This is a genomic window from Geothrix sp. 21YS21S-2 (assembly GCF_030846775.1).
Lineage (GTDB): Bacteria > Acidobacteriota > Holophagae > Holophagales > Holophagaceae > Mesoterricola.
The window spans coordinates 360,844-383,050 of record NZ_CP132910.1 but is presented as its reverse complement, the minus strand read 5'-3'; the positions used below and the strand labels follow the sequence as shown (position 1 = coordinate 383,050).

The 22,207-nt window shown below is 70.6% G+C and carries 21 protein-coding genes; 7 read left to right on the top strand and 14 right to left on the bottom strand.

The features are described 5' to 3' along the window. Nucleotides 1-105: 105 nt before the first annotated feature. From cls to RAH40_RS01735, 5 genes are all read right to left on the bottom strand, one after another. On the bottom strand, nt 106-1,494 hold the full coding sequence (gene cls, locus RAH40_RS01755; protein WP_306600332.1) for a cardiolipin synthase: 1,389 nt from the start codon (nt 1,492-1,494) through the stop codon (nt 106-108). Continuing rightward, nucleotides 1,491-1,652, bottom strand: a complete 162-nt coding sequence (locus RAH40_RS01750; RefSeq protein ID WP_306600331.1) for a hypothetical protein — start codon at nt 1,650-1,652, stop codon at nt 1,491-1,493. Before RAH40_RS01750 ends, cls begins: the two co-directional genes overlap by 4 nt. Before the next feature lie 169 nt (nt 1,653-1,821). Beyond that, nucleotides 1,822-3,468: a sigma-54-dependent Fis family transcriptional regulator gene (locus RAH40_RS01745; protein ID WP_306600330.1), complete on the bottom strand. Its 1,647-nt coding sequence runs from the start codon at nt 3,466-3,468 to the stop codon at nt 1,822-1,824. A gap of 69 nt (nt 3,469-3,537) precedes the next feature. After that, nucleotides 3,538-4,371: a response regulator gene (locus RAH40_RS01740; RefSeq protein ID WP_306600329.1), complete on the bottom strand. Its 834-nt coding sequence runs from the start codon at nt 4,369-4,371 to the stop codon at nt 3,538-3,540. Then, nucleotides 4,368-6,482: a PAS domain-containing sensor histidine kinase gene (locus tag RAH40_RS01735; protein ID WP_306600328.1), complete on the bottom strand. Its 2,115-nt coding sequence runs from the start codon at nt 6,480-6,482 to the stop codon at nt 4,368-4,370. Before RAH40_RS01735 ends, RAH40_RS01740 begins: the two co-directional genes overlap by 4 nt. A 252-nt stretch (nt 6,483-6,734) precedes the next feature. On the opposite strand from RAH40_RS01735, the gene RAH40_RS01730 reads away from it, so the two are divergent. The 4 genes from RAH40_RS01730 to RAH40_RS01715 all read left to right on the top strand — a co-directional run bounded on the left by RAH40_RS01730 (nt 6,735) and on the right by RAH40_RS01715 (nt 8,970). Beyond that, nucleotides 6,735-7,370 (top strand): hypothetical protein, encoded by a 636-nt coding sequence (locus RAH40_RS01730; RefSeq protein ID WP_306600327.1) that lies wholly within the window; start codon nt 6,735-6,737, stop codon nt 7,368-7,370. 28 nt (nt 7,371-7,398) lie between these two features. After that, nucleotides 7,399-8,256: a class I SAM-dependent methyltransferase gene (locus RAH40_RS01725; protein ID WP_306600326.1), complete on the top strand. Its 858-nt coding sequence runs from the start codon at nt 7,399-7,401 to the stop codon at nt 8,254-8,256. A gap of 89 nt (nt 8,257-8,345) precedes the next feature. After that, a complete protein-coding gene (locus RAH40_RS01720; RefSeq protein WP_306600325.1) occupies nt 8,346-8,648 on the top strand; it encodes a hypothetical protein in 303 nt (100 codons plus the stop codon). 97 nt (nt 8,649-8,745) lie between these two features. Continuing rightward, nucleotides 8,746-8,970: a hypothetical protein gene (locus tag RAH40_RS01715; protein ID WP_306600324.1), complete on the top strand. Its 225-nt coding sequence runs from the start codon at nt 8,746-8,748 to the stop codon at nt 8,968-8,970. 5 nt (nt 8,971-8,975) lie between these two features. Here the strand turns inward: RAH40_RS01715 and RAH40_RS01710 are convergent, their stop codons facing one another. The 8 genes from RAH40_RS01710 to RAH40_RS01675 all read right to left on the bottom strand — a co-directional run bounded on the left by RAH40_RS01710 (nt 8,976) and on the right by RAH40_RS01675 (nt 18,490). After that, nucleotides 8,976-11,279, bottom strand: a complete 2,304-nt coding sequence (locus RAH40_RS01710) for a PAS domain S-box protein (protein ID WP_306600323.1) — start codon at nt 11,277-11,279, stop codon at nt 8,976-8,978. A gap of 154 nt (nt 11,280-11,433) precedes the next feature. Then, a complete protein-coding gene (locus tag RAH40_RS01705) occupies nt 11,434-12,024 on the bottom strand; it encodes a hypothetical protein (protein WP_306600322.1) in 591 nt (196 codons plus the stop codon). Nucleotides 12,025-12,258: 234 nt separating this feature from the next. Then, the gene (locus tag RAH40_RS01700) at nt 12,259-13,287 is read right to left on the bottom strand and encodes a DUF2911 domain-containing protein (protein ID WP_306600321.1); all 1,029 of its coding nucleotides are present in this window, start codon (nt 13,285-13,287) and stop codon (nt 12,259-12,261) included. 341 nt (nt 13,288-13,628) lie between these two features. Next, nucleotides 13,629-15,155, bottom strand: a complete 1,527-nt coding sequence (locus RAH40_RS01695) for a diguanylate cyclase domain-containing protein (RefSeq protein ID WP_306600320.1) — start codon at nt 15,153-15,155, stop codon at nt 13,629-13,631. Next, nucleotides 15,152-15,580 carry a hypothetical protein gene (locus tag RAH40_RS01690; RefSeq protein ID WP_306600319.1) on the bottom strand — a complete coding sequence of 143 codons (429 nt, stop codon included), beginning with the start codon at nt 15,578-15,580 and terminating at the stop codon, nt 15,152-15,154. The genes RAH40_RS01695 and RAH40_RS01690 overlap by 4 nt, the downstream gene beginning before the upstream one ends. Beyond that, the gene (locus RAH40_RS01685) at nt 15,577-16,851 is read right to left on the bottom strand and encodes a hypothetical protein (RefSeq protein ID WP_306600318.1); all 1,275 of its coding nucleotides are present in this window, start codon (nt 16,849-16,851) and stop codon (nt 15,577-15,579) included. The genes RAH40_RS01690 and RAH40_RS01685 overlap by 4 nt, the downstream gene beginning before the upstream one ends. Beyond that, on the bottom strand, nt 16,848-17,282 hold the full coding sequence (locus tag RAH40_RS01680) for a hypothetical protein (protein WP_306600317.1): 435 nt from the start codon (nt 17,280-17,282) through the stop codon (nt 16,848-16,850). The genes RAH40_RS01685 and RAH40_RS01680 overlap by 4 nt, the downstream gene beginning before the upstream one ends. Further along, entirely contained in the window at nt 17,279-18,490 is a 1,212-nt protein-coding gene (locus RAH40_RS01675) for a hypothetical protein (protein ID WP_306600316.1), read from the bottom strand. Before RAH40_RS01675 ends, RAH40_RS01680 begins: the two co-directional genes overlap by 4 nt. Before the next feature lie 186 nt (nt 18,491-18,676). On the opposite strand from RAH40_RS01675, the gene RAH40_RS01670 reads away from it, so the two are divergent. From RAH40_RS01670 to thpR, 3 genes are read left to right on the top strand one after another with little or no spacing between them, the layout of a single operon-like run. Beyond that, nucleotides 18,677-19,315: a polyphenol oxidase family protein gene (locus RAH40_RS01670; RefSeq protein ID WP_306600315.1), complete on the top strand. Its 639-nt coding sequence runs from the start codon at nt 18,677-18,679 to the stop codon at nt 19,313-19,315. 44 nt (nt 19,316-19,359) lie between these two features. Continuing rightward, nucleotides 19,360-20,982 (top strand): MFS transporter, encoded by a 1,623-nt coding sequence (locus RAH40_RS01665; RefSeq protein ID WP_306600314.1) that lies wholly within the window; start codon nt 19,360-19,362, stop codon nt 20,980-20,982. Next, entirely contained in the window at nt 20,979-21,512 is a 534-nt protein-coding gene (gene thpR / locus RAH40_RS01660) for an RNA 2',3'-cyclic phosphodiesterase (RefSeq protein ID WP_306600313.1), read from the top strand. The genes RAH40_RS01665 and thpR overlap by 4 nt, the downstream gene beginning before the upstream one ends. On the opposite strand, the gene RAH40_RS01655 is transcribed toward thpR, so the two are convergent. After that, complete coding sequence (locus RAH40_RS01655) at nt 21,490-22,149, bottom strand: class I SAM-dependent methyltransferase (RefSeq protein WP_306600312.1); 660 nt, start codon at nt 22,147-22,149, stop codon at nt 21,490-21,492. The genes thpR and RAH40_RS01655 overlap by 23 nt on opposite strands. Nucleotides 22,150-22,207 lie beyond the last annotated feature (58 nt).

Below are 22,207 nucleotides of genomic sequence, written 5' to 3'. Positions count from 1 at the left end.
GATGCTGATTCCAAAGGCTTTGATGCAGACCGGGAGGCGAATTCCCGGCGGGTACGATCAATGTGATTGCCCTGCCCTTCAATTCAAGACCGGACCTTTCAGGGGTCAGAGCCAACGCGCCAGCCGCCTCGCGACCCACTCCCGCACCCGGTCCGCGCGGGATCGCCTGGCCCACCCGGAGGAGGTGATCTCGTCCGAATTGGCCTTGTCCTCGCGGAAGGCCTTTTCCATCTCGCCCCCGAAAGGGGTGCCCAGGACGATGACGTTGACTTCCTTGTTGAAGAGGAAGCTGCGCATGTCCAGGTTGGTGGAACCGACCGTGGACCAGGCGCCGTCGATGACGGCCGTCTTGGCGTGGAGGATGGAGCTCTTCAGCTGGTAGAGGCGCACGCCGGCATCCAGGAACTCCTGGTAGTACGACTGGCTGGCGTGCTGGACGAAACCGCTGTCCGTGAGGGACGTGAGGATGATCTCCACCTCCACGCCCCGGCGGGCGGCCCGCACCAGGGCCTGGACGATCCGGGCGTCGGGCACGAAATAGGCGGCCGTGAGGTGGATGGTTCGGGCCGCCTGGTCAATGGCCAGGACGTAGGCCCGGTAGATCTCGAAATCGCCCCCGGGCTGGCTGCCCACGACGCGGACGAGGGTGTCGCCCGCCTCCCGCGGGGCCGGGAAATAATCCGGGGTGTGCAGGTCCTCCTTCATCTGGACCAGCCAGGTCTGGACGAAGAGTTCCTGGAGGGCCGCCGCGGCGGGTCCCTCGATCCGCAGGTGGGTGTCGCGCCAGCCCAGGTTCGTCCGGCCCCTGCCCTTCCTCCGGAACAGGGAGCCGTGCAGGTAGGTCCCGCTGATGTTGGCGCCCCCGGTGAAGGCCACGGCCCCGTCCACCACAAGGATCTTGCGGTGGTCCCGGTTGTTGACCTTCCACCGGCCCAGGCGCTTGAAGGGGTTGATGGGATGGTAGGGGCACAGGCGGATCCCGGCGTCGCGCATGCGGTCGAAGAAGGCCTCGGGGGTCCCGGCGGTCCCCACGCAGTCGTAGATGATGTTCACCTGCACGCCCTCCCGCTGTTTGGCGATCAGCAGGTCGGAGAAGGTCTGGCCGAGCTCGTCCGGGTCGAAGATGTACGTCTCCAGGTTGATCGACCGCTTGGCCGCGGAGATGCTCGCCAGCATGGCGCCCATGGTCTCGGGTCCGTCGAACAGGAGCTGGACCGCGTTGCCAGCCAGGAGGGGACGGCCCGTGGCCGCCTCCTCCAGGAGGGCCCGTTCCCGGGTCCCGGCCCGGGAGTCGCCCGGGTGGCGGCCGAGGAGCGCCTCCGCCCTGTCCTTCTCCACGGCGCCCCGCGCGTTCTCGATGGTCACCTTCGCGCCCGGGGCGGGGGGTTTGCGCTGGTAGTGGATCTCCGGAAGCCCCGTGCAGGACAGGGCCCCCACGAGGCCGAACCCGATGGCTGCGAGCCTGGCGGCCTGCACGGGGTGCGCGCGTCTCAAAGGGACGCTCCGCAACGGGCGCAGCGGATGGGTTCGGATCCCTCCTGGATGGCAGGGTCCAGTTCGCTCCAGCCCTCCCAGGCCTCCGGGGCCAGGGACCCGGCGCAGGTGTCGCAGACGGCTTGGCAGGGAGCCTCGGGTGTGGAATAGCAGCGCATGGTCGCCTCCTGCGGGAGGGGGACGGAGCGCGTCTCCGGCCCGCCCTGCATCCCGTCGGCTCCCAGGAAGCAATTCCCGTGCTTGATGGACAGGTCCAATGCCCCAACCTAGTTGCGAAACCCCGGGAACGGCCGTTCCCGGGAGGGATCGATCAAAGTGAAAGATCCGTCAGGCCGGAACGACCCCGCCGACTCCGTAGCTCTTCAACTTGCGGTACAGGGTCGCGGTCCCGATCTTGAGCTGCCGGGCGGCATGGGTCTGGTTGCCCTTGTTCAGCTCCAGGACGGAGAGGATGTAGTCCCGCTCCACGTCCTCCAGGGGCTGGACCTGGCCGGGGATGGCCACCGGCTTGCCGGGGGCCTGGCGCACTTCCTCGGGGAGGTCCTCGACCTCGACCCGCGTGCCCGGCGCGAGGGCCACCGCGCGCTCCATGGCATTCTCCAGCTCGCGCACGTTGCCGGGCCAGGCGTACCGCAGGAGCTGGTCGGCCGCGGCCGGCGAGAACCCGGAGATCTTCCGCTTCATCCACAGCGCCGAGCCCGCCAGCAGCACCCGCGCCAGGGGGAGGATGTCCTCCCGGCGGTCCCGGAGCGCGGGCACGTGCAGCTCCACGACCTTCAGCCGGTAGTAGAGATCCTGCCGGAAGGCCCCGTCGGTCACGCACTGGGCGAGGTTGCGGTTGGTGGCGGCGATGATGCGCACATCCACCTTCCGTACCTTGTTCTCGCCCACGCGCCGGATCTCCCGTTCCTGGATGGCACGGAGCAGCTTGACCTGCATGGCGGGCGTGACCTCCCCGATCTCGTCCAGAAGGAGGGTGCCCCGGTTGGCGGCCTCGAAGAGCCCGGGGCGGTCCTGGCTGGCGCCGGTGAAGGCGCCCCGCGCGTGGCCGAACAGCTCGCTCTCCAGCAGCGACTCGGTGATGGCGCCGCAGTTGACGGCGATGAAGGGGCCCGAGGCCCGCGTGGACTCCTCGTGCACCACCCGGGCGATGCGCTCCTTGCCCGAACCGCTTTCGCCCGTGATCAGCACGGTGGAGTCGACCTTGGCCACGCGCCGGGCCAGGTCCACGATCCGGCGCATGGCCTCGCTCTTGACGACGACGCCCAGCACGGGCTCGGCCAGCTCCGGCACCGCCAGGGTCAGGGCCCGGTTGTGCTCCCGCAGCTTTCGCTCGGCCGCCTTCAGCGTCTCCGTGACCCGGTGGAGGGACACGTCCAGGCAGTCCTTGAGGGTCTTGGCCTCGAAGAACCGCAGTTCCGAGGAGCGCTCGTCCCCCCATTCCTCCCGCGTGCGCCCGAACAGGTGGCAGTTCGCATGCCCGTCCCCCACGCAGCGGTCCTCCAGGACGAAGATCTCCTTGCCCGAGGTGCGGGTGAGGTAGCCGCTGATGAGGCCGCAGATGGTCCAGCACGTGGGGGCGTCGGCCCGGCCGAAATGCAGGAGGTGCTGCTCGGCCTCGTAGGAGGCCGTGAGCAGGGCGCCCTCGGTGGACAGCGCGTCCGCGCTGCCCGGCTCCAGCCGGAAGAGGCCGCCCAGGGTGTGGATGCGGGCGCCGGCCTGCCGCCACTGCTCGTCGTTGTCCCACGTGAACTCGGCCAGCATGGCTTCGGCCATGCGCCAGCCGTGGGCGAAGCCGAACTGGGTGAGAACCGTGCGGGCGGCCGTCACGCCGAAGTTCTCCACCAGGTACTTGCGCAGCAGGCCCATGGCCACGGCGTCCAGCAGGATGGCCCGCTGCCCCGCGAAGCGGATGACGCCGCCCTCCGCGTCCATTTCCAGCAGTTCCTTGTGGTCCAGATCATCGGCGCGCATGGGCGGTCCCTAGGTGGCAAGTCGGTTGTACAGGTCCATCAGGTGGTTCCAACGGAGCGGCCCTCCAGGTCAGAGCTGCGAAGCCCGGCCGCCGATGGTCAGGCCGACCTTCAGCTTGAAGGGATTCAGGGCATTGAACCGGTCCAGGGCCTCGGCGAGGTCCAGGGCCTTCTCCGTCGCGTCGATGGTGGTGCAGGCCTGGGCATTCGACAGGCCGCTGGTCACCAGATAGGCGTTGCCCACCGTCCGGTCCCGGTCGAAGGCCCGGTCCGGATCATGCCGGCCGGAGATCTCGTCCAGGACCCCGATCAGGGCCTGGGCCTCCGCCCGTTCCGACAGGGCCGTGAACTCGACGATATCCAGGAACAGCACGGCCACTTCCGCCCAGTTCTCCGAGGCGGCTCCTTCCGGGGCCACCGCGCGCGCCACCGGCAGCAGGTCGAGCAGGAGGCGCCGCGACACGCCCTTTTCCGCCACCACCCGCGCGACGAGTTCCAACGATTTCCGGTTCAGCAGCCGCACCTCGATGAGGTTGCGCACCCGCACCAGCACTTCGGCGAGCTCGAAGGGCTTGCTGATGAAATCGCGCGCGCCGGCCCGAAGGGCCCGCAGCTTGTGATCGGACTGGGCGGTGACGACGAGCACGGGGATGTAGCTCCCGGTCTCGATGGTCTTCAGGTTCTCCATGACGGCGAAGCCGTCCATGCCGGGCATGTTCAGGTCCAGGATGATCAGGTCGAAGGCGTGCTCCAGGTGCAGTTCGCAGACCCGCTCCGGTTCCATCGTCGACCGGATGGAGGTGTAGCCCGCCGCCTTCAGCATCTGCTCAAGGAGGATTACGTTGGCTTCCTGGTCGTCGACGACGAGGATCCGGGCGTTGAGGATTTCGGCGGGCTGGATCATCGGGGGGGCACCTCGTCGGCAGCCCCAGGGTTCCGGTCCGCGTGGTCCAGGGCCAGGTCCAGTGCTTCCATGAATTGTTGAACGTTGATGGGCTTGGTGAGGTAGCGGAAGAAGCCCAGGTCGAGGCCGGCCCTGACGTCGCTGACCATGGCGTTGGCGCTGATGGCCAGCACCGGGATGTGGGCGGTGGCCGGATCCTCCCGCAGGAGGGCCAGGGCCTCGGTGCCGCTGATGCCGGGGAGGTTGATATCCATGAGGATCACTTCGGGAAGGTGTTCCCGCGCCAGGTCGACCCCGAGCTGGCCTTCGTCGGCCGTGAGCAAGTGGAGGTCCGGACGGCGGGCGACCAGTTCCTGGACCAGCTCCAGGTTGGCCGCGTTGTCCTCGACGTAGAGCACCGTGCGCAGGGCCGAGCCCCGTGGCGCCCGGGGCCGGGCCGCCGGGCGCTGGCGGGCCCCTTCCGCGGGCATCCGGGGCGCGGGCGTCCCCTTCAGCTCGAACCAGAAGGTGCTTCCGACCCCCTCCACGCTGTCCACGCCGACCTCGCCGCCCATGAGCTCCACCAGCACCTTGCTCATGACCAGGCCGATGCCCGTGCCCTCCTCCGCGCCGTCCTCGTGGCCGAGCCGGTTGAAGGCCTGGAAGAGCTGCTCCACCATGGCGGGAGGGAGCCCCGCCCCGGTGTCCTGGATGCCGATCCGCACGCGTCCGGAGGGCAGGACGGAGCTGGCCACCGTGACCGTCCCGCCGGGGCGGTTGTACTTGATGGCGTTGGAAAGGAAATTCAGGACGACCTGCTTGAGCCGCACCCGGTCGGCCAGCACGAAGCGCGGCGTGTCCAGTTCCTCGAATTCCAGCCGCAGGTCCCGCTTCCCGGCCTGGGGGGCGATCATGGCCTGGCACTCGGCCAGCACCTCGGAGAGGGACACCGGCTCCACCGAAATGGACAGCTTGCCGGACTCCACCACCGCCAGGTCCAGGATCTCGTTGATCAGGCGCAACAGGTACCAGCCCGCGTTCAGGATCTGCTTGAGGCTCGCCTTCTGCGAATCCGAGGGCGGCGGCTGGGCGGAATCCATCAGCTGGGCGAAGCCGAGGATGGCGTTGAGGGGCGAGCGCAGCTCGTGGCTCATGCCGGACAGGAACTCGGACTTGGCGAGGTTGGCCTTCTCCGCCACGACCTTGGCGTGCTCCAGCTCGGCGTTCTTGGCCTGGAGCACCGCCTCCATGCGCCGGGCCTCGGTGATGTCCCGGGCGGCCACGAACACGCCCTCCAGGCTGCGGTCCCGGTCATGGAAGGTGGTGGCGTTGCAGGAGACCTCCGTCTCGTGGCCGTCGAGGGCCAGGACGGTGAGCGGGCAGTTGGTGACCTTCCCCGCGGCCAGGACCTGGACGAGGGAGGCCTGGGCGCTGTCGGGGTCGGTGAAGAACTTCCGGAAGGGCGCGCCGATCAGCTCGTCCCGGGTGCATCCGGTCAGGGCCTCCATCTGCCGGTTCACATCCATGATGAAGCCGGAGGGGGCGACGGTGACCAGGGCGTCCACGTTGGATTCGAAGAGGGAGCGCGTGTAGAACTGGTTGTTCCGCAGGCGCTGGGCGAGCTTCTCCTGCTCGGCCTCGATCCGCTTGCGGGCCGAGTTGTCGGTGCCGATGAGCAGGTACCCGATGATGGCCTCCCGGGCGTCCCGCAGGGCGGTGACCGACAGCAGCGCCGGGAACCGGGAACCGTCCTTGCGGACGTAGGTCAGCTCGTAGATGTCCTCGATGCCCCGCGAGGCCTTGAACACCAGGGCCTCGAACCCGGGCGCGATGGGCGTCCCCAGTTCCAGGCTCAGGTCCCGGGCCCGCGCGAGCAGCTCCTCCGGATCCGAGATGTCGGCCGGCGTGCAGGTGTCGACCACCTCCCGGGCCTCGTAGCCCAGCATGCGCTCGGCCCCGACGTTGAAGATCTGGATCACGCCCCGCGCGTCCGTCGCGATGCTCGAGAAGTTCGCGCTGTTGAAGATGGCGTCCTGCAGCGCCCCGATCTTCATGCGCGCCCTGTGGCCGCGCGCCCCCGCCCTGGCCGCACCCGGGTCGGGTTTCGGAGGCGCTTGGGACGGGTGCTGCATGGGCCGGCCTTCCAGTGTTCGCGGGTGCGCTTGCGGATCGCGAGGCCGAGGGGCACGAAGCCCTACCTCTTTATAGGCTCAAATGCATAATTCGGTACGGATATCTTCGCCCTTCCGGAAATAAACCGCATCTCACCCGCACCGCCGTCCGGATTTTCAGACAGGGAGGCGCGCGTGCCGGCGCTGGAATCCATTGGTCCCCGCAGGCAGGTTGGTATATGGTTTAGGAACACTGATATCAAGGGGGTTGTTATGCGATTCGGGTTTCCGGGCCTCGCCGTGCTCCTGGCCGTTTCCGCCGGGCCCCTTGGGGCGGGTGACACCTCCTGGGCCTTCCAGCTGGGTGCGATGGCACCCCAGGGGTCGTTGAAATCCGACCCCCAGGCTGGAGCCCAGCAAAGCCTCGGAGGCCCGGTCCTCGGCCTGCTGTTCGAACGGAGCTTCCGGACCCCGGATGCCGTTCGGCTCCGTCTTTCCCTGGCCGGCCTCCGTCCGGGAGGGCGGAATCCGCTGGGGACCGGCGGCGCCTACACGGAATCCGACTGGTCGCTCCCGGAGGTCGGGCTGGACTGGCGGCACCAGTGGACCGGCAGCACGAGCGGCTGGTATTCCACGGTGGGCCTTGGCCTGGCCTCCCCGAGGCTGGACAGGACGGCCCACTGGCCGCTTTCGCCCGGTGGGCCGGTCGTCGGAGGCACGACCCGGTTCACCCAGCACCACAAACCGGCAGCCCGGATCGGAGGCGGGTGGCAGTTCAACCACCGTTTCAGCGCGGAGGGCGCCTACCATTTCGTGAACGTGGATTCGGCCCCGCAGGAGGGGTTCGGGGTGAGCCGGCTGGCGTGGTTCGAGCTGGCGGTGGGCATCCATTGGGGCCGCGGCAGGTAGGCCGCTATCCTCAGGGCGGGGGTATCGCATGAGCGAGGAAAAGGCAGTGGCGCCGGACAGCACCGCTGTGAGGGTCGCCCTGTGGCGGGCGCTGCACCTGGAGGTCGACGCTCCGCCCCACGTGCTTGAGGACGACCTCGGCCTGAAGCTGGCGGCGCCGGAGGCGGACTGGCGGAGCCGGCCGGACATGAGTCCCTTCACGCGGCCCTTCCGCGCCTCCATCGTGGCCCGGGCCCGCTTCATCGAGGACCTCGTCGCGGAGCATGCGGCCCGGGGCGTCGGGCAGTACGTCATCCTCGGGGCGGGTCTGGACACCTTCGCCCAGCGCCGGCGGGAGCTTGCCGGCGGCCTGGTCATTTTCGAGATCGACCGCCCCGGCCCCCAGTCCTGGAAGCGGCAGCGCCTGGTCGACCTCGGCTTCGGCGTGCCTCCGGACCTGCGCCTGGTGCCCGTGGATTTTGAGGCGGGTGACCCGTGGTGGGAGCGGCTGGCCGCGTCCGGGTTCGATCCCGGGCGGCCGGCGGTCGTGGCGTCCACGGGCGTGAGCATGTATCTCACGGAGGAGGCGGTGCTGGCCACGCTGCGCCAGGTCGCGGCGCTGGCTCCCGGCTCGACGCTCGCCATGTCGTTCCTGCTGCCGGTGGAGCTGGCGGACCCCGATGCGCGTCCCGGGATCGAGCGGGCGATCGCCGGGGCGAAGGCGAGCGGCACGCCCTTCATCAGCTTCTTCACCCCGGCGGACATGCTGGCCCTGGCCACCCGAGCCGGTTTCAGGGAGGTCCGGCACGTCCCGGCCTCCACCCTCGCCCAGCGCTACTTCGCAGGCCGGACCGACGGTCTCCGTCCGCCCGGCAACGCGGAGGAGCTGCTGGTGGCCTCCACCTGAAGGAATCGGGCCCGGCCCGCCCGCCGTCAAAGGGATTTCACATCCGATTCCGGGCGCCCCGATTTACAATTGGATCGTGGGAGCAGCGCATGACACAGGATCTCAAGGCGGAGGATCTGATCGCGACGGAGCAGGACGGCACCCGGCGCATCAACCATGATCTGCTGAGCGAGTACGGCCTGTTCAACCTGCCCCGGCCGGTGATGCGAAGCGCCCTGCTGGTGTACTACGAGAACGCCCGGCGCCAGGGCTACGCCAGCGGCCTGAAGGTCCAGACCCTGATCAACCTCACCAACGCCATCGCGCGGTTTCCGCGGGAGGTGGCCATCAATTTCACCCGGGGGCCGGCCTACCACCGGAACATGAAGCTCCTTGCCCGCTATTCCAAGTAGGGGTGCTATCCTCGCGCTGGACTCGGGGGCTTGACCGGGGAAGGGCGAAACCGGGAGATCCCGGGTTCCTTCCGGAAGTTCCGGAGCTGGAGCGCCCATGGCCGCCATCGAATCCGTCCCCCTTCCCGACCTGCGCACCCGGTTGGCGGCCCATCTGGCCAAATCGGACGGTTCCGACATCTCCTGGGCCGCGGAGGCCCTGAAGGAAGGCTACGTGGCCGTGGAGGACGAGCTGGACGCCATGGTGGAGGCCGGGGCGGCCTTCAAGGACGGGTCGTTCGATCCGCCGGTCTACCGCGTCAAGGGCGGGTCCGGGGACTGATCCGGCTACCCCCTGCCCTCCAGCACCCGGTCCAGCTCCCGCGCCAGGTCCCGGATGCGGTAGGGCTTCTGCACGAAACCCGCCAGGCCCTGGGCCAGCAGGTCCTCCGTGGCCTCCTTCTGGTCGTAGCCGCTCGTGAGGAGCACCGGCACTTCGGGGCGGATCCTGCGCATGGCCAGGAAGGCGGAGGTGCCGTCCATGCGGGGCATGCTGAGGTCCATGAGCACCAGGGCGAGTTCCGTGGACCGCTCCATGAACAGTTCCAGGGCCTGCACGCCGTCGCGGGCCTTGATCACGCGAAAGCCCAGGGACTCCAGGGCCGGGGACGTGCTCTCCAGGATCATCTCCTCGTCGTCCACCAGCAGGATCGTGCCGGCCCGGTGGCGCTCACGGCGGGCGGGGGCCTGGTCCTCCGGGGCCTCGTCCGCGCCCAGGGCGGGGAAGAACACCTGGAAGGTGGTGCCCTGGCCCACTTCGGTCTCGATGTGGATGCCGGCCTTGTGGCCCTTGAGGATGCCCAGCATGGCGGAAAGGCCGAGGCCGCGGCCGGTGGTCTTGGTGGTGAAGAAGGGATCGAAGATGCGGGAGAGGACCTGGGGTTCGATGCCGCAGCCGGTGTCGGCCACCGAGAGGACCAGATACCTGCCGGCCTCCATGGGCTGGCCGGGGAAGCCGGAGGTGAGGACCTCCCGGTCCAGGTCCGCGTTGTAGGTCGTGATCGAGATCCCGCCTTCCCGGTTGCCGATGGCCTCGGCGGCGTTGGTGATGAGGTTGAGCACCACCTGCTGGATCTGGGCGCCGTCGGCCTTGAACAGGGGCAGGTCGGGGGCGAGATGGAGGTCCAGGCGGATCAGCTTGGGCAGGGAGGCCGCCAGCAGGCCCGTCATCTCCTGGATGATCGCGTTGAGATCCCTCGGCTTGACGACGAAGTGGCCCTTGCCGGAGTAGGCCAGCATCTGCCGGCTGAGCTCGGCGGCCCGGAGGACCGTGTTCTCCACCTTCTCCAGGTAGGGGCGGGCCTGGGAATGCTCGCCCACCTTGGCCTGGGCGAGGTTCAGGTTGCCCATGATCGCGGTGAGCAGGTTGTTGAAGTCGTGGGCGATGCCCCCGGCCAGGACGCCCAGGCTCTCCAGCTTCTGGGCCTGGCGGATGGAGTCCTCCACCCGCCTGCGCTCGGTGATGTCGCGGTGGTAGTTGAGGATGATGCGCTTCCCGCCCGACTGGATCAGGCCGGCTGAAACCTCGAGGTGGATGAGGTGCCCGTTGCGGTGGCGGTGCTCCACTTCGAAGATGGGCTCCTCGCCGGCGTTGATGCGGCGCATCCGCTCGCCCACCTGCAGGTACGAATCCGGCGAGTCCAGGTCCTCCAGCTTCATCCCCAGGATCTCCTCCCGGGTGTAGCCGTGCATCCGCGCGAAGGCCTCGTTGACATCGACCAGCTCCCCCTCGGGCGTGAGGGCCATGATCCCTTCGGAGGCCATGTCGAACTGGGTCCGGTACCGTTCCTCCGACTCCCGCAGGCGCTCCTCCGCCTCCCGGCGCTTCCCCTCCATCTCCAGGTGGTCCAGGGCGAAGGACACGTCCCCCGCGGCCTCCTCCAGGAGCTTGAGTTCGTCCGGGCCGAAGAAGTTCCGGACCGAGGCGTACACCACCAGGGCCCCCACCACCCGTCCGCCCTTGCGGATGGGGAAGGAGGCCATGGCCGCAAAGCCGGCCGCCCGGGCCCGGTCGAACCAGGGCCTGAGCCGTTCCGAGGCGAAGAAGTCGTTGATCACGCAGGAGCGGCCCTCCCGGATGGTCCCGCCCACGCCGCCCCGTCCGAGCTCGCTGTCGTCGCTGCGCACCCGGAGGCCCTCCAGGGCGCCGGTGCGGTCCCCGTAGATGCTGGCGATGTGCACCTCGTGGGTTTCCGGGTCGTCCATGCCGATCCAGGCCAGGGTGAACCGGCCGTCCTCGACCATGACTTCGCAGATCTTGTCCAGGAGCCTTTCCCGGGTGGGAGACCAGACGATGGCCTGGTTCACCTGGCTCAGGGCTGCGTAGAGCGTGGTCATGCGGTCGAGGTGCCGGGCCTGGGCCAGGGAGGCGGTGACGTCCTGGAAGGACGCCAGCGCCCCGCCGCCGGGCAGGGGGATTTCGGTCCATTCGAGGCGGGGCGTGGCCTCCGGATCCCGGGACCGGAGGGCGGGAAGCCCGAGCGCGAGCAGGGACGCGCGGTCCAGCCCCAGGATGCGGGCCGCGGCGGGATTGGCCTCCAGGATCCGCCCCTCGGCGTCCGCGAGGAGGATGCCGCAGGGCAGAAGGTTCATCAGCCCCGACCAGGCGGCGGCCGGTCCCTCGGGTTGGCTCGGATCCCCCAACGGATTCATGGCAGGTGGCCCCTTCGCGACTGTCGCCTTTGTCCAGCATTCTCGACGCTTGGCGGCAAGAGTCAACGAGGAAACGCCCGGCCGGCCTCCCGGATCAGGGTTTCTCGGCCTGGTCGATGAGTTCCAGGAGGCGGCGAAGGTCCCGCTTGGCGCCCGGAACCGAGCGGTTGGCAAGGTCGTCCTGGAGCACGCCCAGGTAGTCGGTGATCCGCCGGGCCTCGGCGGAATGCCGGCCGCCCGCGCAGTGGTCGAGGAAAGGCTGGCAGGCCTCGGCCACGTTGGGGACCTGGTCCCAGGACCGCGCCTCCACCCGGCACCAGGCCAGCATGGTCGCCAGGTCAGCGGCGAGGCGGGCCCGGGTCCGCGAGGGCCGCATGCGGCCGAGGACCGTACCGGCCAGGCCCAGGGCGGACTCCGCCATGTGCCGCGGTTTCAGGATGGGCATGGTATCCAGGCCCCGGTCGATGGCCTGCGCCTCCGGGTCGGTGAGGACGGGAGGGTGGTTCCGCCTGGCGTTCTCCCAGGCCTTCCGGGACGCGACGACCAGGGCGGGAAGGTCGGCCTCCCGCCCGTTGATGTAGGCCTCCGCCACGTCCTCCAGGGCCTCCACCAGCGGTCCGAAGGACTTGGGCGCCACGACCGCGGGTTGCACGGTTGCAGGGGGGACCAAGGCCATCATCAGCATTAGGGTTTCCTTCGGACTCGGGTGCGGTCTGCCCCGCCACCGGTAGCGCCAGGGAGGATACCTAATATTCCAGTACTCTGGCTTTCCCGCGCAAGTCGTACGTCCGCCAAGGCTCCCTGGCGGCGCCGCCCGCGGCCCGAACGGCCGTTCCCTGGAATTAACAACCGGGCGGTTGCAGGGATTCGGTTTGACGGGAACCCGGGAATCTGGAGGATCTGAAGTAGAGCCTCTAGATCACTTCAGCTTCGCAAGTTCCCCCCGGATGCGCGTGCGCTGGTCCTCCGCCTTCACCATCTCCAGGGCCTTCTGGTAGTTCTGGATGGCGGCGGGCTTGTCGCCCTTGGCGGCCAGGCCCTCGGCGAGGCTGTCGTAGGCGTTCCAGGACTCCGGGTGGTCCTTCACGTTCCTGCGGAGCAGGTCCAGGGCCTCGTCCACCTTGCCCTGCCCCAGCAGGGCGTAGGCCAGGTTGTTCACGTCGGCCTCGGTGGCCACGGCCATGGCCTTGGCCCGGAAGCCCGCGGCGCCGGCGGCGTCGCCGCGCTTTTCCAGGAGGAGGGCCTTGGTGCGCAGGCCGTTGAAGGTCGCCTTCATCTCCAGGGAGCGGTCGATCCAGCCCATGGCCTCCTCCAGGTTGACGTCATGGCGGGCGCACCAGCCGGCCGCACCCGCCCAGCCCTCGGGGAAGAACCGCGGCAGACCCCGGAGCTGCTCCCGCAGGCTCGCGACCACCACCTGGTTCGTGTCCACCTCGATGCGGATGGGCAGGCGCAGCTTCTCCCAGCGGAGGGAAAGGGTCGCGGCGTTGTCGGAGACGTCGTCGAAGGTGTAGGCCAGGCGGTCCAGGTCCTCGGCGGGAACCGGGGTCACGGCAAACCGGGCGGCATCCTCCTTGGGGTCGTAGCTGAAGCTTCCCCAGGCCTGGCTCTGGGTGCTGAGGATGACCGTCCACGCCGAGGCGGCGGGCAGCATGTGGAGCCCGTAGCTTCCTGCGGGAAGCGCCACGCCGCCGGCCTTGACCGGGGTGGAGAAGGTGATGACGGTGTTCTCGTTGGCGCCCGCCCGCCACACCTGGCCGAAGGGCACCAGTTCCCCCCACACCTTGCGGCCATGGACGGAGGGGCGGGCGTAGACGACGCTGATCTCGGTGAGCCCCACGGTCTGGGCGACCTTCGCCCTGGGGCTGGCCTGGGGAAGTACGAGGGCGGGCGCCTGGGCGGCGAGGGCCGTGGCCACGAAGAGAAGGACGAGCGGGAAGGAATGCATGGGAACCTCCGGCACCAGCCTAGGCAGCCGGACGGCAAAAGCCACCGGCCAGGGGCCAACCGTGGGAATCCAGGGGCCGGGATCCGGTAAGCTGGAGGCAGGCCGCGCCCCCAGGTCCGCATCTACCCCAACGCCCGCTGCTCCAAGAGCCGCTCAGCCTGCGTCGTGAGGCACGTCACCTCGCAAGGCGCCTGAAGGACCTTGGATGCGACATCCCTGACCTGGCCAGTCTAAAGCTAGCAAAAGAAACTGGTTAGCTATTTATTTTAATGGGATGGACGGAAATGGAAGGGATGAGGTCGGGCAGGCAGACCCAGCCCCTTCGCAGGCGGTGCCTCGCCCTAGTCGAGGAGGCAGAGCCCTCCCCCGTTCCGCTGGGCCTCGGCCAGGGCCGTGCCGGCGCGTTCGAGCAGGGCCTGGCGGCTGGGCCCCTCCCCCGGCCTGCGCAGCGTCAACCCTGCGCTGGCGGTGATGCGGGCCTCGCCTCCCGCAGCCAGGGGAAAGGGGATGCCCAGCCTCTCGACCAGGGCCTGGGCCCGTTTCATCCCGGCCTCCGTATCCTCCAGGCGGTCCAGGATGACCAGGAAGGTGGCGTCGCCCAGATGCGCCAGCAGGTCCCAGCGGCGGGTGCCGGCGGCCAGACGTTGCGCGGCCTGCCTCAGGATCTCGTCCCGGCCGCCTGGGGCGCGCTCCAGGCCGTCCAGGGCCAGGAGGAGGAGACCGGGGCCCCGGGTGCCGGAGGCGAAGCGCTCCTCCAGGGCGTGCTCGGCCCCGAGGCGGTTCAGGGCCCCGGTGACCGGGTCCTTCACCTCCAGGCCTCCCCCGGCGGCGGGGGCGTCCAGGTAGGACGTGACGTCCGCCAGGAGGCCCTGGCACCACCCGGGACCGATGCGGTCCAGGGTGAGGTGCAGCCACCGGTGGCCCGGGCCCGCCGGGTCCGGCATGCGCAGGGTCGCAAGGGCGGAACCGGAGGCGCGGCACCGGTCCAGGGCCTCGCCCACGCGACCGGCCTGGGTTCCGAACAGGGTGGGCACCGGAGCGCCCGGCAGGGGCTCCTGGCCCAGAAGGCGCTGGACGCCTGGGGTCCAGGCCTCCAGGCCCCCGTCGCCGCGCACCACGATGAGGTTGGCCCCCACGTCCCCGCCCGGGGCCTGGACCAGACGTCCGTCCTGGAGCTGGCGCTGGCCCAGGGCCTGCTCCTTCCACATGGCCTCGACCATGCGCTCCAGCAGGGCGTTCACGTCGCCCACCAGCTGGCCCAGCTCATCCCGGTGGTGCCCCTTCGGGGTCGCCAGGCGCCCTCCGGCGCCGGCCTGCAGGGCGTGGAGTTCGCGGGTCAGGGCGGTGATGGGGGCGATGATCACCTGGTGCACCGTCAGGGCCAGGCCCCCGGCCAGGATGGCCAGGATGCCCAGGGACCACGTGCGGAACAGGCCCGCGGCGTGGGCGCCCTGGCGCCGGGCCTCTCCGGGGTCGGGGAAGAGCACCAGCTCGCCCAGGACGGACTCCGGGGCGAAGGGGCTCTGCAGGGACCGGGTAAGGGAGGCGGCACCGGGCGCGGGCACGGTGCGGCTGGCCTCGGCCAGCACCCGGTCCCCCGCGCGGATGCGTGCGCCCTGCACCGAGGGGGTGCCGATGAGGCCCCGCACCACCTGGTCGGCCAGGACCCCGTCGTCGGCGAAGCACGCGGCGCTGGCCGAGGGCGCCACCACGTCCAGCAGGGCCTCCAGCGCCTCCTGCTGCCGCGCCCGTTCCCAGCGCCGGGCCAGGGTGCCCCCCCCGAAGCCCAGGGACACGAAGCCGAGCACCAGCGCGATCCCCATCACCTGCAGGGTCGTTCTCACGACGAGGCTGTTCCGGAGCTTCACGGTCCCTCCTTCCCGTCCAGCACCAGCACGGGCTTCACGCGGCGGTCCACCTTGCTCTGCTCCACGAACCCCACCGCGCCGCGGTTGGCGGCCACCACCCGCAGGGTCTCCTCGGCGCTCCCGGTCTGCCGGGGGGGCTGGGCCTGGCCGGAGAAGTAGAGCCGGGCCCAATAGGCCCGCACCTGCGGCAGGGGCAGGTCGGCCAGGACCTCGTAGAACCGCTCCCGCGGCCCGCCGGGTTCGGCCTGCTCCACCGGCAGGGCCACAAGCCCCGAGGGCAGGCGCCGGGTGCGGCCCATGAAGATGTTCACGGCCTCGGTGCGGGTCAGGCGGGTTACGCCGCTTTCCGGGTTCACGATCACCACCAGGGGTTCCTGGCCCCGCAGGGCGCAGGCCAGGGCGAGGAGCAGGAGGAGGCGCGTCACCGGCCGCCTCCCAGGATGAAGTCCAGGGTGATGGAGACGACCGTCTCCCGGCCGTTCCAGGCGCTGGGCCTCATGGGGTCGGGGTTGTAGAGGAGGCCCGTGGCGTTGTGGGACCGCACCCGGTCCACCTGGAACTTCAGGTCGGCCTGGGGCGCGAAATCCCAGCGCAGGCCCGCCGTCAGGGTGCCCTGGTCCACCCCGCGGGCGCGGGTGATCGCGGTCAGGGTGTCCGCCAGGCTCCGGGCCGCGGGGCCCAGGGGGCCCGTCAGGGACGGCAGGGCCCCCAGGTAGGGGAGCGGGGCCCGCCTGGAGACGTTTCGGGCGAACATCCCGTAGGGCACCACCTTGCCCACGCGGTAGCCCAGGGAGGCGAACCCGCTCCAGGCGGGCTGGAACAGGAAGTTGTCCGAGGACGCGCGGCTGACGGCGCCCTGGGCCTGCCAGGGGCCGGCTTCCCACGCCAGGCTCAGCTGGGCGGAGCGCAGGCTCCGCCCGCGGGTGCCGAAGGCGTCGGCGGAGGCGGCGAGGCCCGGGTCGCGCAGGAGGTCCGCGAAGGACCGCAGGTAGGCCTGCAGGGCCGGCACGGGCTCCGGGATGTCGTTGGGGAACCGGAAGAAATTGGCGCCGAGGCGGGCCCTGAAGCCGCCCGCTGTGAATTTCACCGCGCCGCCGTAGAGCCTTCCCCCGCGGAAGTCCCATTCGCCGATGTGGTCGACGGTGACCTTGTCCACCGAGGAGCCGTGGAAGGCCTTCACCTCCAGCACCGCGCCGGAGTCCAGGAGGAAGGTCCGCTCCGCGTCGACGCCCCGCATGCGGCTGAGCGGCACCGGGCCGAAGACCTCCACCGGCGGCCGCACCCAGAGGTAGGTGTAGCCCACGTTGGCGAGGTCCCCCATGGGCAGGTTGTCGAAGCTGAGCAGGCCGGCCCGCAGCTGGAACCCGGGCGTGGGCGTCCAGGAGAGGGTGGCCCAGGTGGGGTCGGGCCGGAAGGTGTTGTCGTACCGCTGCCTGCTGACCACCTGGAGGGTCGCGAGGAGGCTCTCGCCCAGCCTGCCGCTGACCTGCACCCCGATGCGGGTGTCCAGGTCCCAGGCGGGCTTGTCGAAGATCCCCTTGTAGCCGGTGACGTCGCGGCGGTAGCCCACGAGCGCGGTGTCGGTCCGGGCCGCGCCCAGGGTGCCGAAGGCGCTGAACCGGAGGTTGCGCGCGGGTTCCTGGGCCCCGGCCGCCAGGGCCAGCGCCAGGCCCAGCGCCGGGAGCCGCGGAATCACCCCGGCCCCTTGCCGGTGAGCACCAGCACCACGCGCACCCGCCGGTCCAGCTTGTCCTTCTCCACGAAGCCCACGGCGCCGCGGTTGGCGGCCACGATGCCCAGGGTCTCCTCGGCGCTCGAGGTCTGGAGCGGAGGCTGCGCCTTGCCGGTGAAGTACAGCCGGGCCCAGTAGGCCCGCACCTGGGCCACGGGCATGCGCACCAGCCGCGCGTAGAACTGCTCCCGCGTCGCCTCCGGGACCACCTGTTCCACGGGCAGGGCCATGAGTTTGGCGTTCAGATACTTCTGGCGCCCCAGGAAGAGGTTGCGCGCCTCCTCGGGCGTGACGCTCACCACCCCGCTGTCGGTGTTGACGACCACGGCCAGGTCCCCAACCTGTCCCCACAGGCTGCAGGCCGCGAACAGGAGGAGGGCGGCGCGGCGGCTCATCGCCCGCCCCCGAACTGGAAGTCCAGGGTGACGCTGTACACCGTCAGGCGCCCGTTCCAGGGTGGCGGTTCCCCCTGGGTGGGGACATAGAGGTTGCCCGTGCCGCGGCCGGGGGCCCGCAGGCTGTCGACCTGGAACTTCAGGTCACCCCACCGGGCGAAGTCCCAGCGCAGGCCCGTGGTGAAGGTCCACTGGTTCGCGGCCCGGGCGCGGGCGATGGTGTCGACGGCATAGGCGAGGTACTCCGCCAGGGTGGCCAGGGGCCCCGTGACCGTGCGCAGCGTCCCCAGGTCCGGCACCCGGGGAGCGCTCACTTCGGCCCTGGCGGCCATGGCGTACGGCACCAGGTTCCCCAGCCGCCAGCCGAAGGAGGCGTAGCCCTGCCAGGTCGGCGGGGACGAGAAGGAATTGGTGATGGAGCGGCCCAGGTAGCCCTGGACCTCGAAGGGCCCCTCGGCCCACACCCCGCAGACGTAGGTGGTGGAGATCGTCCTGCCCCTGCCTTCCAGGGCGTCCGCGGCCTGGGCCGGCCGGGGATCGTTGAGATAGGCGCTGAAGCCCCGCAGGAGGGTCTGGATGGTCGGGACCGGCTCGGGCACGTTGGCGGAGAACTTCGCGGCCGCGGTGCCGGCGATGAGCTTCCAGCCCCCGGTGTAGAGGACCAGCCTGGCTCCGCCGGTGGGTGAGCCCGTCACGTCCCAGGGGCCCACATGGTCGACGGGATGCTTTCCCAGGAGGGTGCCGTACTCCGCCGAGGCCTCCAGGGTCGCGCCCGGCCAGGGCTGGAAGGTCTTGGCGACCCACACCCCCCGCACGGTGGTCATGCCGCCGCCCAGGACCTCCACGGGGGGCCGGGCCCAGAGGAAGGTGTGGCCCACCTCCAGGTTGTCCCCGGCGGGCGTCTCGTTGAAGTTGAAGACCCCCGCCCGCACCTGGAGCCCGGGGGCGGGGCTCCAGGTGAGGGTGGCCCAGGGCATGCCGGGTTTCCACGAGCCGTCGTAGCGCTCCCGGCTCAGCACCTGGACCGTGGCCAGGAGGTCCGGGGTCAGGCGGGAGCTGGCCTGGATCCCGATGCGGCTGTCCAGCTTGCCGGTGACCTTCGTGAAGATCCCGTCATACTGGGCCCCGTCCCTGCGGAACCCCACCAGGTCCGAGTCCGTGCGGGCCAGTCCCAGGGTGCCGAAGGTGCTGAGCTGAAGGTTGCGCACGGGTTCCTGGGCCCCGAGGGCTGCCACTGACCAAGCTGCCAGGCAATAGGCACCTGACCCGCGCATTAATCTCCCATTGAATTGAACCCGCTTGAATACGATATTGAGTCCGCCTGTCAGAATCAAACCCAAATTACCGCTTGGGTCCCGGCCCAGGTAAGTTCATAAATCGAGGTCCCCGCTCCCATGCTGCAGCCCGCCGTCGCTCCCCCCTTCCCCCTCGCCTGGGGTTTCTCCACCCGCCAGGACGATCCCTCCACCCTCCCCCCCGTGCGGCTCCGGCAGGTGCACGGCTGCGGGGTGGTGGCCGCCACCGGAGAGGTGCAGGCCGCCGACGGCATCTGGACCCGGGAGCCCGGGTGCGCCGTGGGCGTGCGGGTGGCGGACTGCGTCCCGGTGCTCCTGGCCGGCCTGACCCCCCAGGGGCCCTGGGCCGCCGCCCTCCATGCCGGCTGGCGCGGCGCCGTGGCGGGCATCCTGCGCAAGGGCGTCGCCGTCTTCCGGGACCAGGGGGGCCGCCCCGGGGACCTGGCCTGGGCCCTGGGCCCCGCCATCCTGAAGTGCCACTTCGAGGTGGGCGAGGAGGTCCTGGACGCCGCGTTCAAGGACCCCGCCTGGAACGACGCCCTGGCCGCCCCCGGCCCCCGGGGCAGGCCCCACCTGGACCTCCACGGCTTCCTGCGCGCCCAGGCCCTGGACCTGGGCCTGGACAGGGCCAAGGACGGATCGGTGGCCCGGTGCACGTACTGCGAGCCGGACCTCCTGTATTCCTATCGCCGCGGCGACCTCGAAGGCCGGCAGTGGGGCTGGGTGCGCATCGGCTAGCCGGACCGATGTGTTAACATCGCCCGATGACGGAAGCGGCGCCCGTGCGAACACGGCTCCTGGACCCCTTGGCGTCCCGGATCTTCATGATGGTCTGGATCGCCAACATGGCTTCCAACGTGGGCACCCAGATCCAAAGCGTGGGCGAGAAGTGGCAGATGGCCCACCTCACCGCCTCCCCCCTGCTCGTGGCCCTCATCGAGACGGGGACGACCCTCCCGGTGCTCCTGCTGGGGCTCACGGCGGGGGCCCTTGCGGACATCGTGGACCGCCGGCGGCTGCTCCTGGCCACGCAGGTCTTCATGCTGGGGTGCGCGGGGCTGCTCTCGGGCCTGACCTTCCTTCACCAGATCACGCCCCCGGTGCTGCTGGTCATGTCCTTCCTCATCGGCATCGGGTCGGCGCTGAGCATGCCGGCCTTCCAGGCCATCGTGCCCGAATTGCTGGACCGCAAGCACCTGGCCGGGGGCGTGGCCCTCAACAGCGCCGGCTTCAACGTGAGCCGGGCCCTGGGCCCGGCGGTGGGCGGGCTCATCGTCGGACTCCTGGGCGCGGGGTGGGCCTTCGCGCTCAACGCGGTCTCCTTCCTGGCGGTGGTGGCGGTGCTGGCCTCGTGGGAGCGGCGGCCTCCCATCTCCAGCCTCCCCGGGGAGCGCTTCCTGGGGGCCCTGAAGGTGGGCTTCCGGTACGCCCGGCACAGCCGGCCCTTCCAGATCATCCTGCTGCGCGCCCTGGGCTACTCCTGGTTCGCGGGGGTCATCTTCTCCCTGCTGCCCTCCCTGGCCATCCTGCACCTCCACCTGGGTTCGGAGGCCTTCGGCGCCCTCATGGGCTGCGTGGGCGCGGGGGCGGTGGCCGGGGTCTTCTTCCTGGGTCCGCTGCGGGACCGGTTCGACACCAGCCGCATCCTGGCCGGCTACACGCTGCTGGCCGCCGTGTGCCAGGGCGTCATGGCCTACGTGCCCCACACCCCCACGGTGGCCCTGTGCCTGTTCTTCTCGGGCATGAGCTGGCTGGGGATCCTCTCCACCATCAACACCGCCATCCAGCTTTCCGTGCCGCCCTGGGTGAAGGCACGGGCCTTCGGCACCTACCATACGGTCTGGGGCGGGGCCATGGCCCTGGGCGCGGCCTTCTGGGGCGTCGTGGCCCAGCACGCCGGGATCCGCGCGGCCATGGGCCTGTCGGCCCTGGGCATGCTCGCGGCCCTGGCGGCCCTGCACCGGCTGCGCATCACCGCCTTCGACGAGGTTCTGGACCTGGGTCCCCACCACGACGCGCCCCACGCCCCCACCTCCATCCCGCCTGAAGCCGGCCCCATCCTGGTGCAGATGGAGTACCACGTGTTCCCCGAACGCAGGACGGCGTTCCTGGGCGCCATGGAGGCCGTGCGGCGCCTGCGGCTGCGGGACGGGGCCATGCGCTGGGCCCTGTTCGAGGAGCCCGACCGGACCGGGCCGCCCCGGTTCCTGGAGACCTACCTGAGCTCCACCATGGGCGAGCACCTGCGCCAGCACCACCGCGCCACCGCCCAGGACCGCGCCGTCCTGGCCGCCGCCTACGAGCACGCCGAGGGCGGCCGGCCCGAGACCCGGCACCTGGTGGTGGTGGAGGACCACGACTCGAGCCTCCTGCAGCGGATCTGGCAAGGCTGGGCCGGGGAGTGACCGCGCTGCGCCTCTTCTTCGCCCTGCCGGCCCCCGAAGGCGTGAGGGACCTGGCCGCCGGGATCCAGCGCCAGCTCCAGGGCCGCCGCGCCGCCCTGCCCTCGCTGGACGGCCTCCACCTCACCCTGGCCTTCCTGGGCGACCAGGACCCGGCCAGGGTCCCCGACCTGCTGGGCGTCGCCCGGAGCGCCGCCGCAGGCCGGGCCCCCTTCCTCCTGGAGACCGCCGGCCTGGGCCTGTTCGCGAGGTCCAGGATCCTCCACCTGGCCTTCCGCCCCCAGCCCGCGCTGGACGCCCTGGCCTCGGACCTGCGGGCCGGCCTGAGGAGCCTGGGAATCGCCTTCGACGACAAGCCCCTGCGGCCCCACATCACCCTGGCGCGCATGAAGGAGCCCGTGGACCCGGCGGACCTGGTCCCGGGGCCGGATCTCGCGTTCGAGGCGGGGGAGGTGCTCCTCTACCGGAGCACCCCCACGGACCGGGGGTCGCGCTACGAGAGCCTGGGTTCTACCTCTTCCGGGCCAGCGTGAGGCCGTCCCCGATGGGGACCATGGACAGGTCCACCCGCTCGTCCCCGAGGAGCCTGGCGTTGAGCCGCTGGATCGCCGCGGTGTCGGCGTCGGCGGCCGGGTGGGCGACGCGGCCGTTCCAGAGGACGTTGTCGATGGCGATGAGGCCGCCCGGGCGCACCAGGGCCAGGCAGCGCTCGAAGTAGGCCTCGTAGGACGTCTTGTCGGCGTCGATGAAGGCGAAGTCGTACGTGCCGCCCTGCCCTGCCGTCAGGCGAGCGTCCAGCGTTTCCAGGGCCGGGGCCAGGACCAGCTCGATGCGCTCGGCCACCCCGGCCCGCTGCCAGTGGGGGAGCGCCACCGACGTGGTGTCCGCGTTCACGTCGCAGGCCAGGAGGTGGCCGTAGGGCGGCAGCGCCAGGGCCACCGACAGGGCGCTGTAGCCCGTGAACACCCCGATCTCCAGGGTCCGCCGGGCCCCCAGGAGCTTGACGAGGAGCTGCATGAACTGGCCCTGCTCCGGGGAGATCTGCATGTGGGCCCCGGGGAGCGCGCGGGTGGCCTTGCGCAGCGCCGTCTGCTCCGGGTGCTCCCGCAGGGAGGCGGCGAGCAGGTAGTGGTAGATGGCGTCGTCGAGGGGCAGGGTGCGATTGCTCATGGGAGCCTCGGGGAGGGAGAGGATACCAACGGCGCCCCGGCTTTTGGTAGTCTGAAGC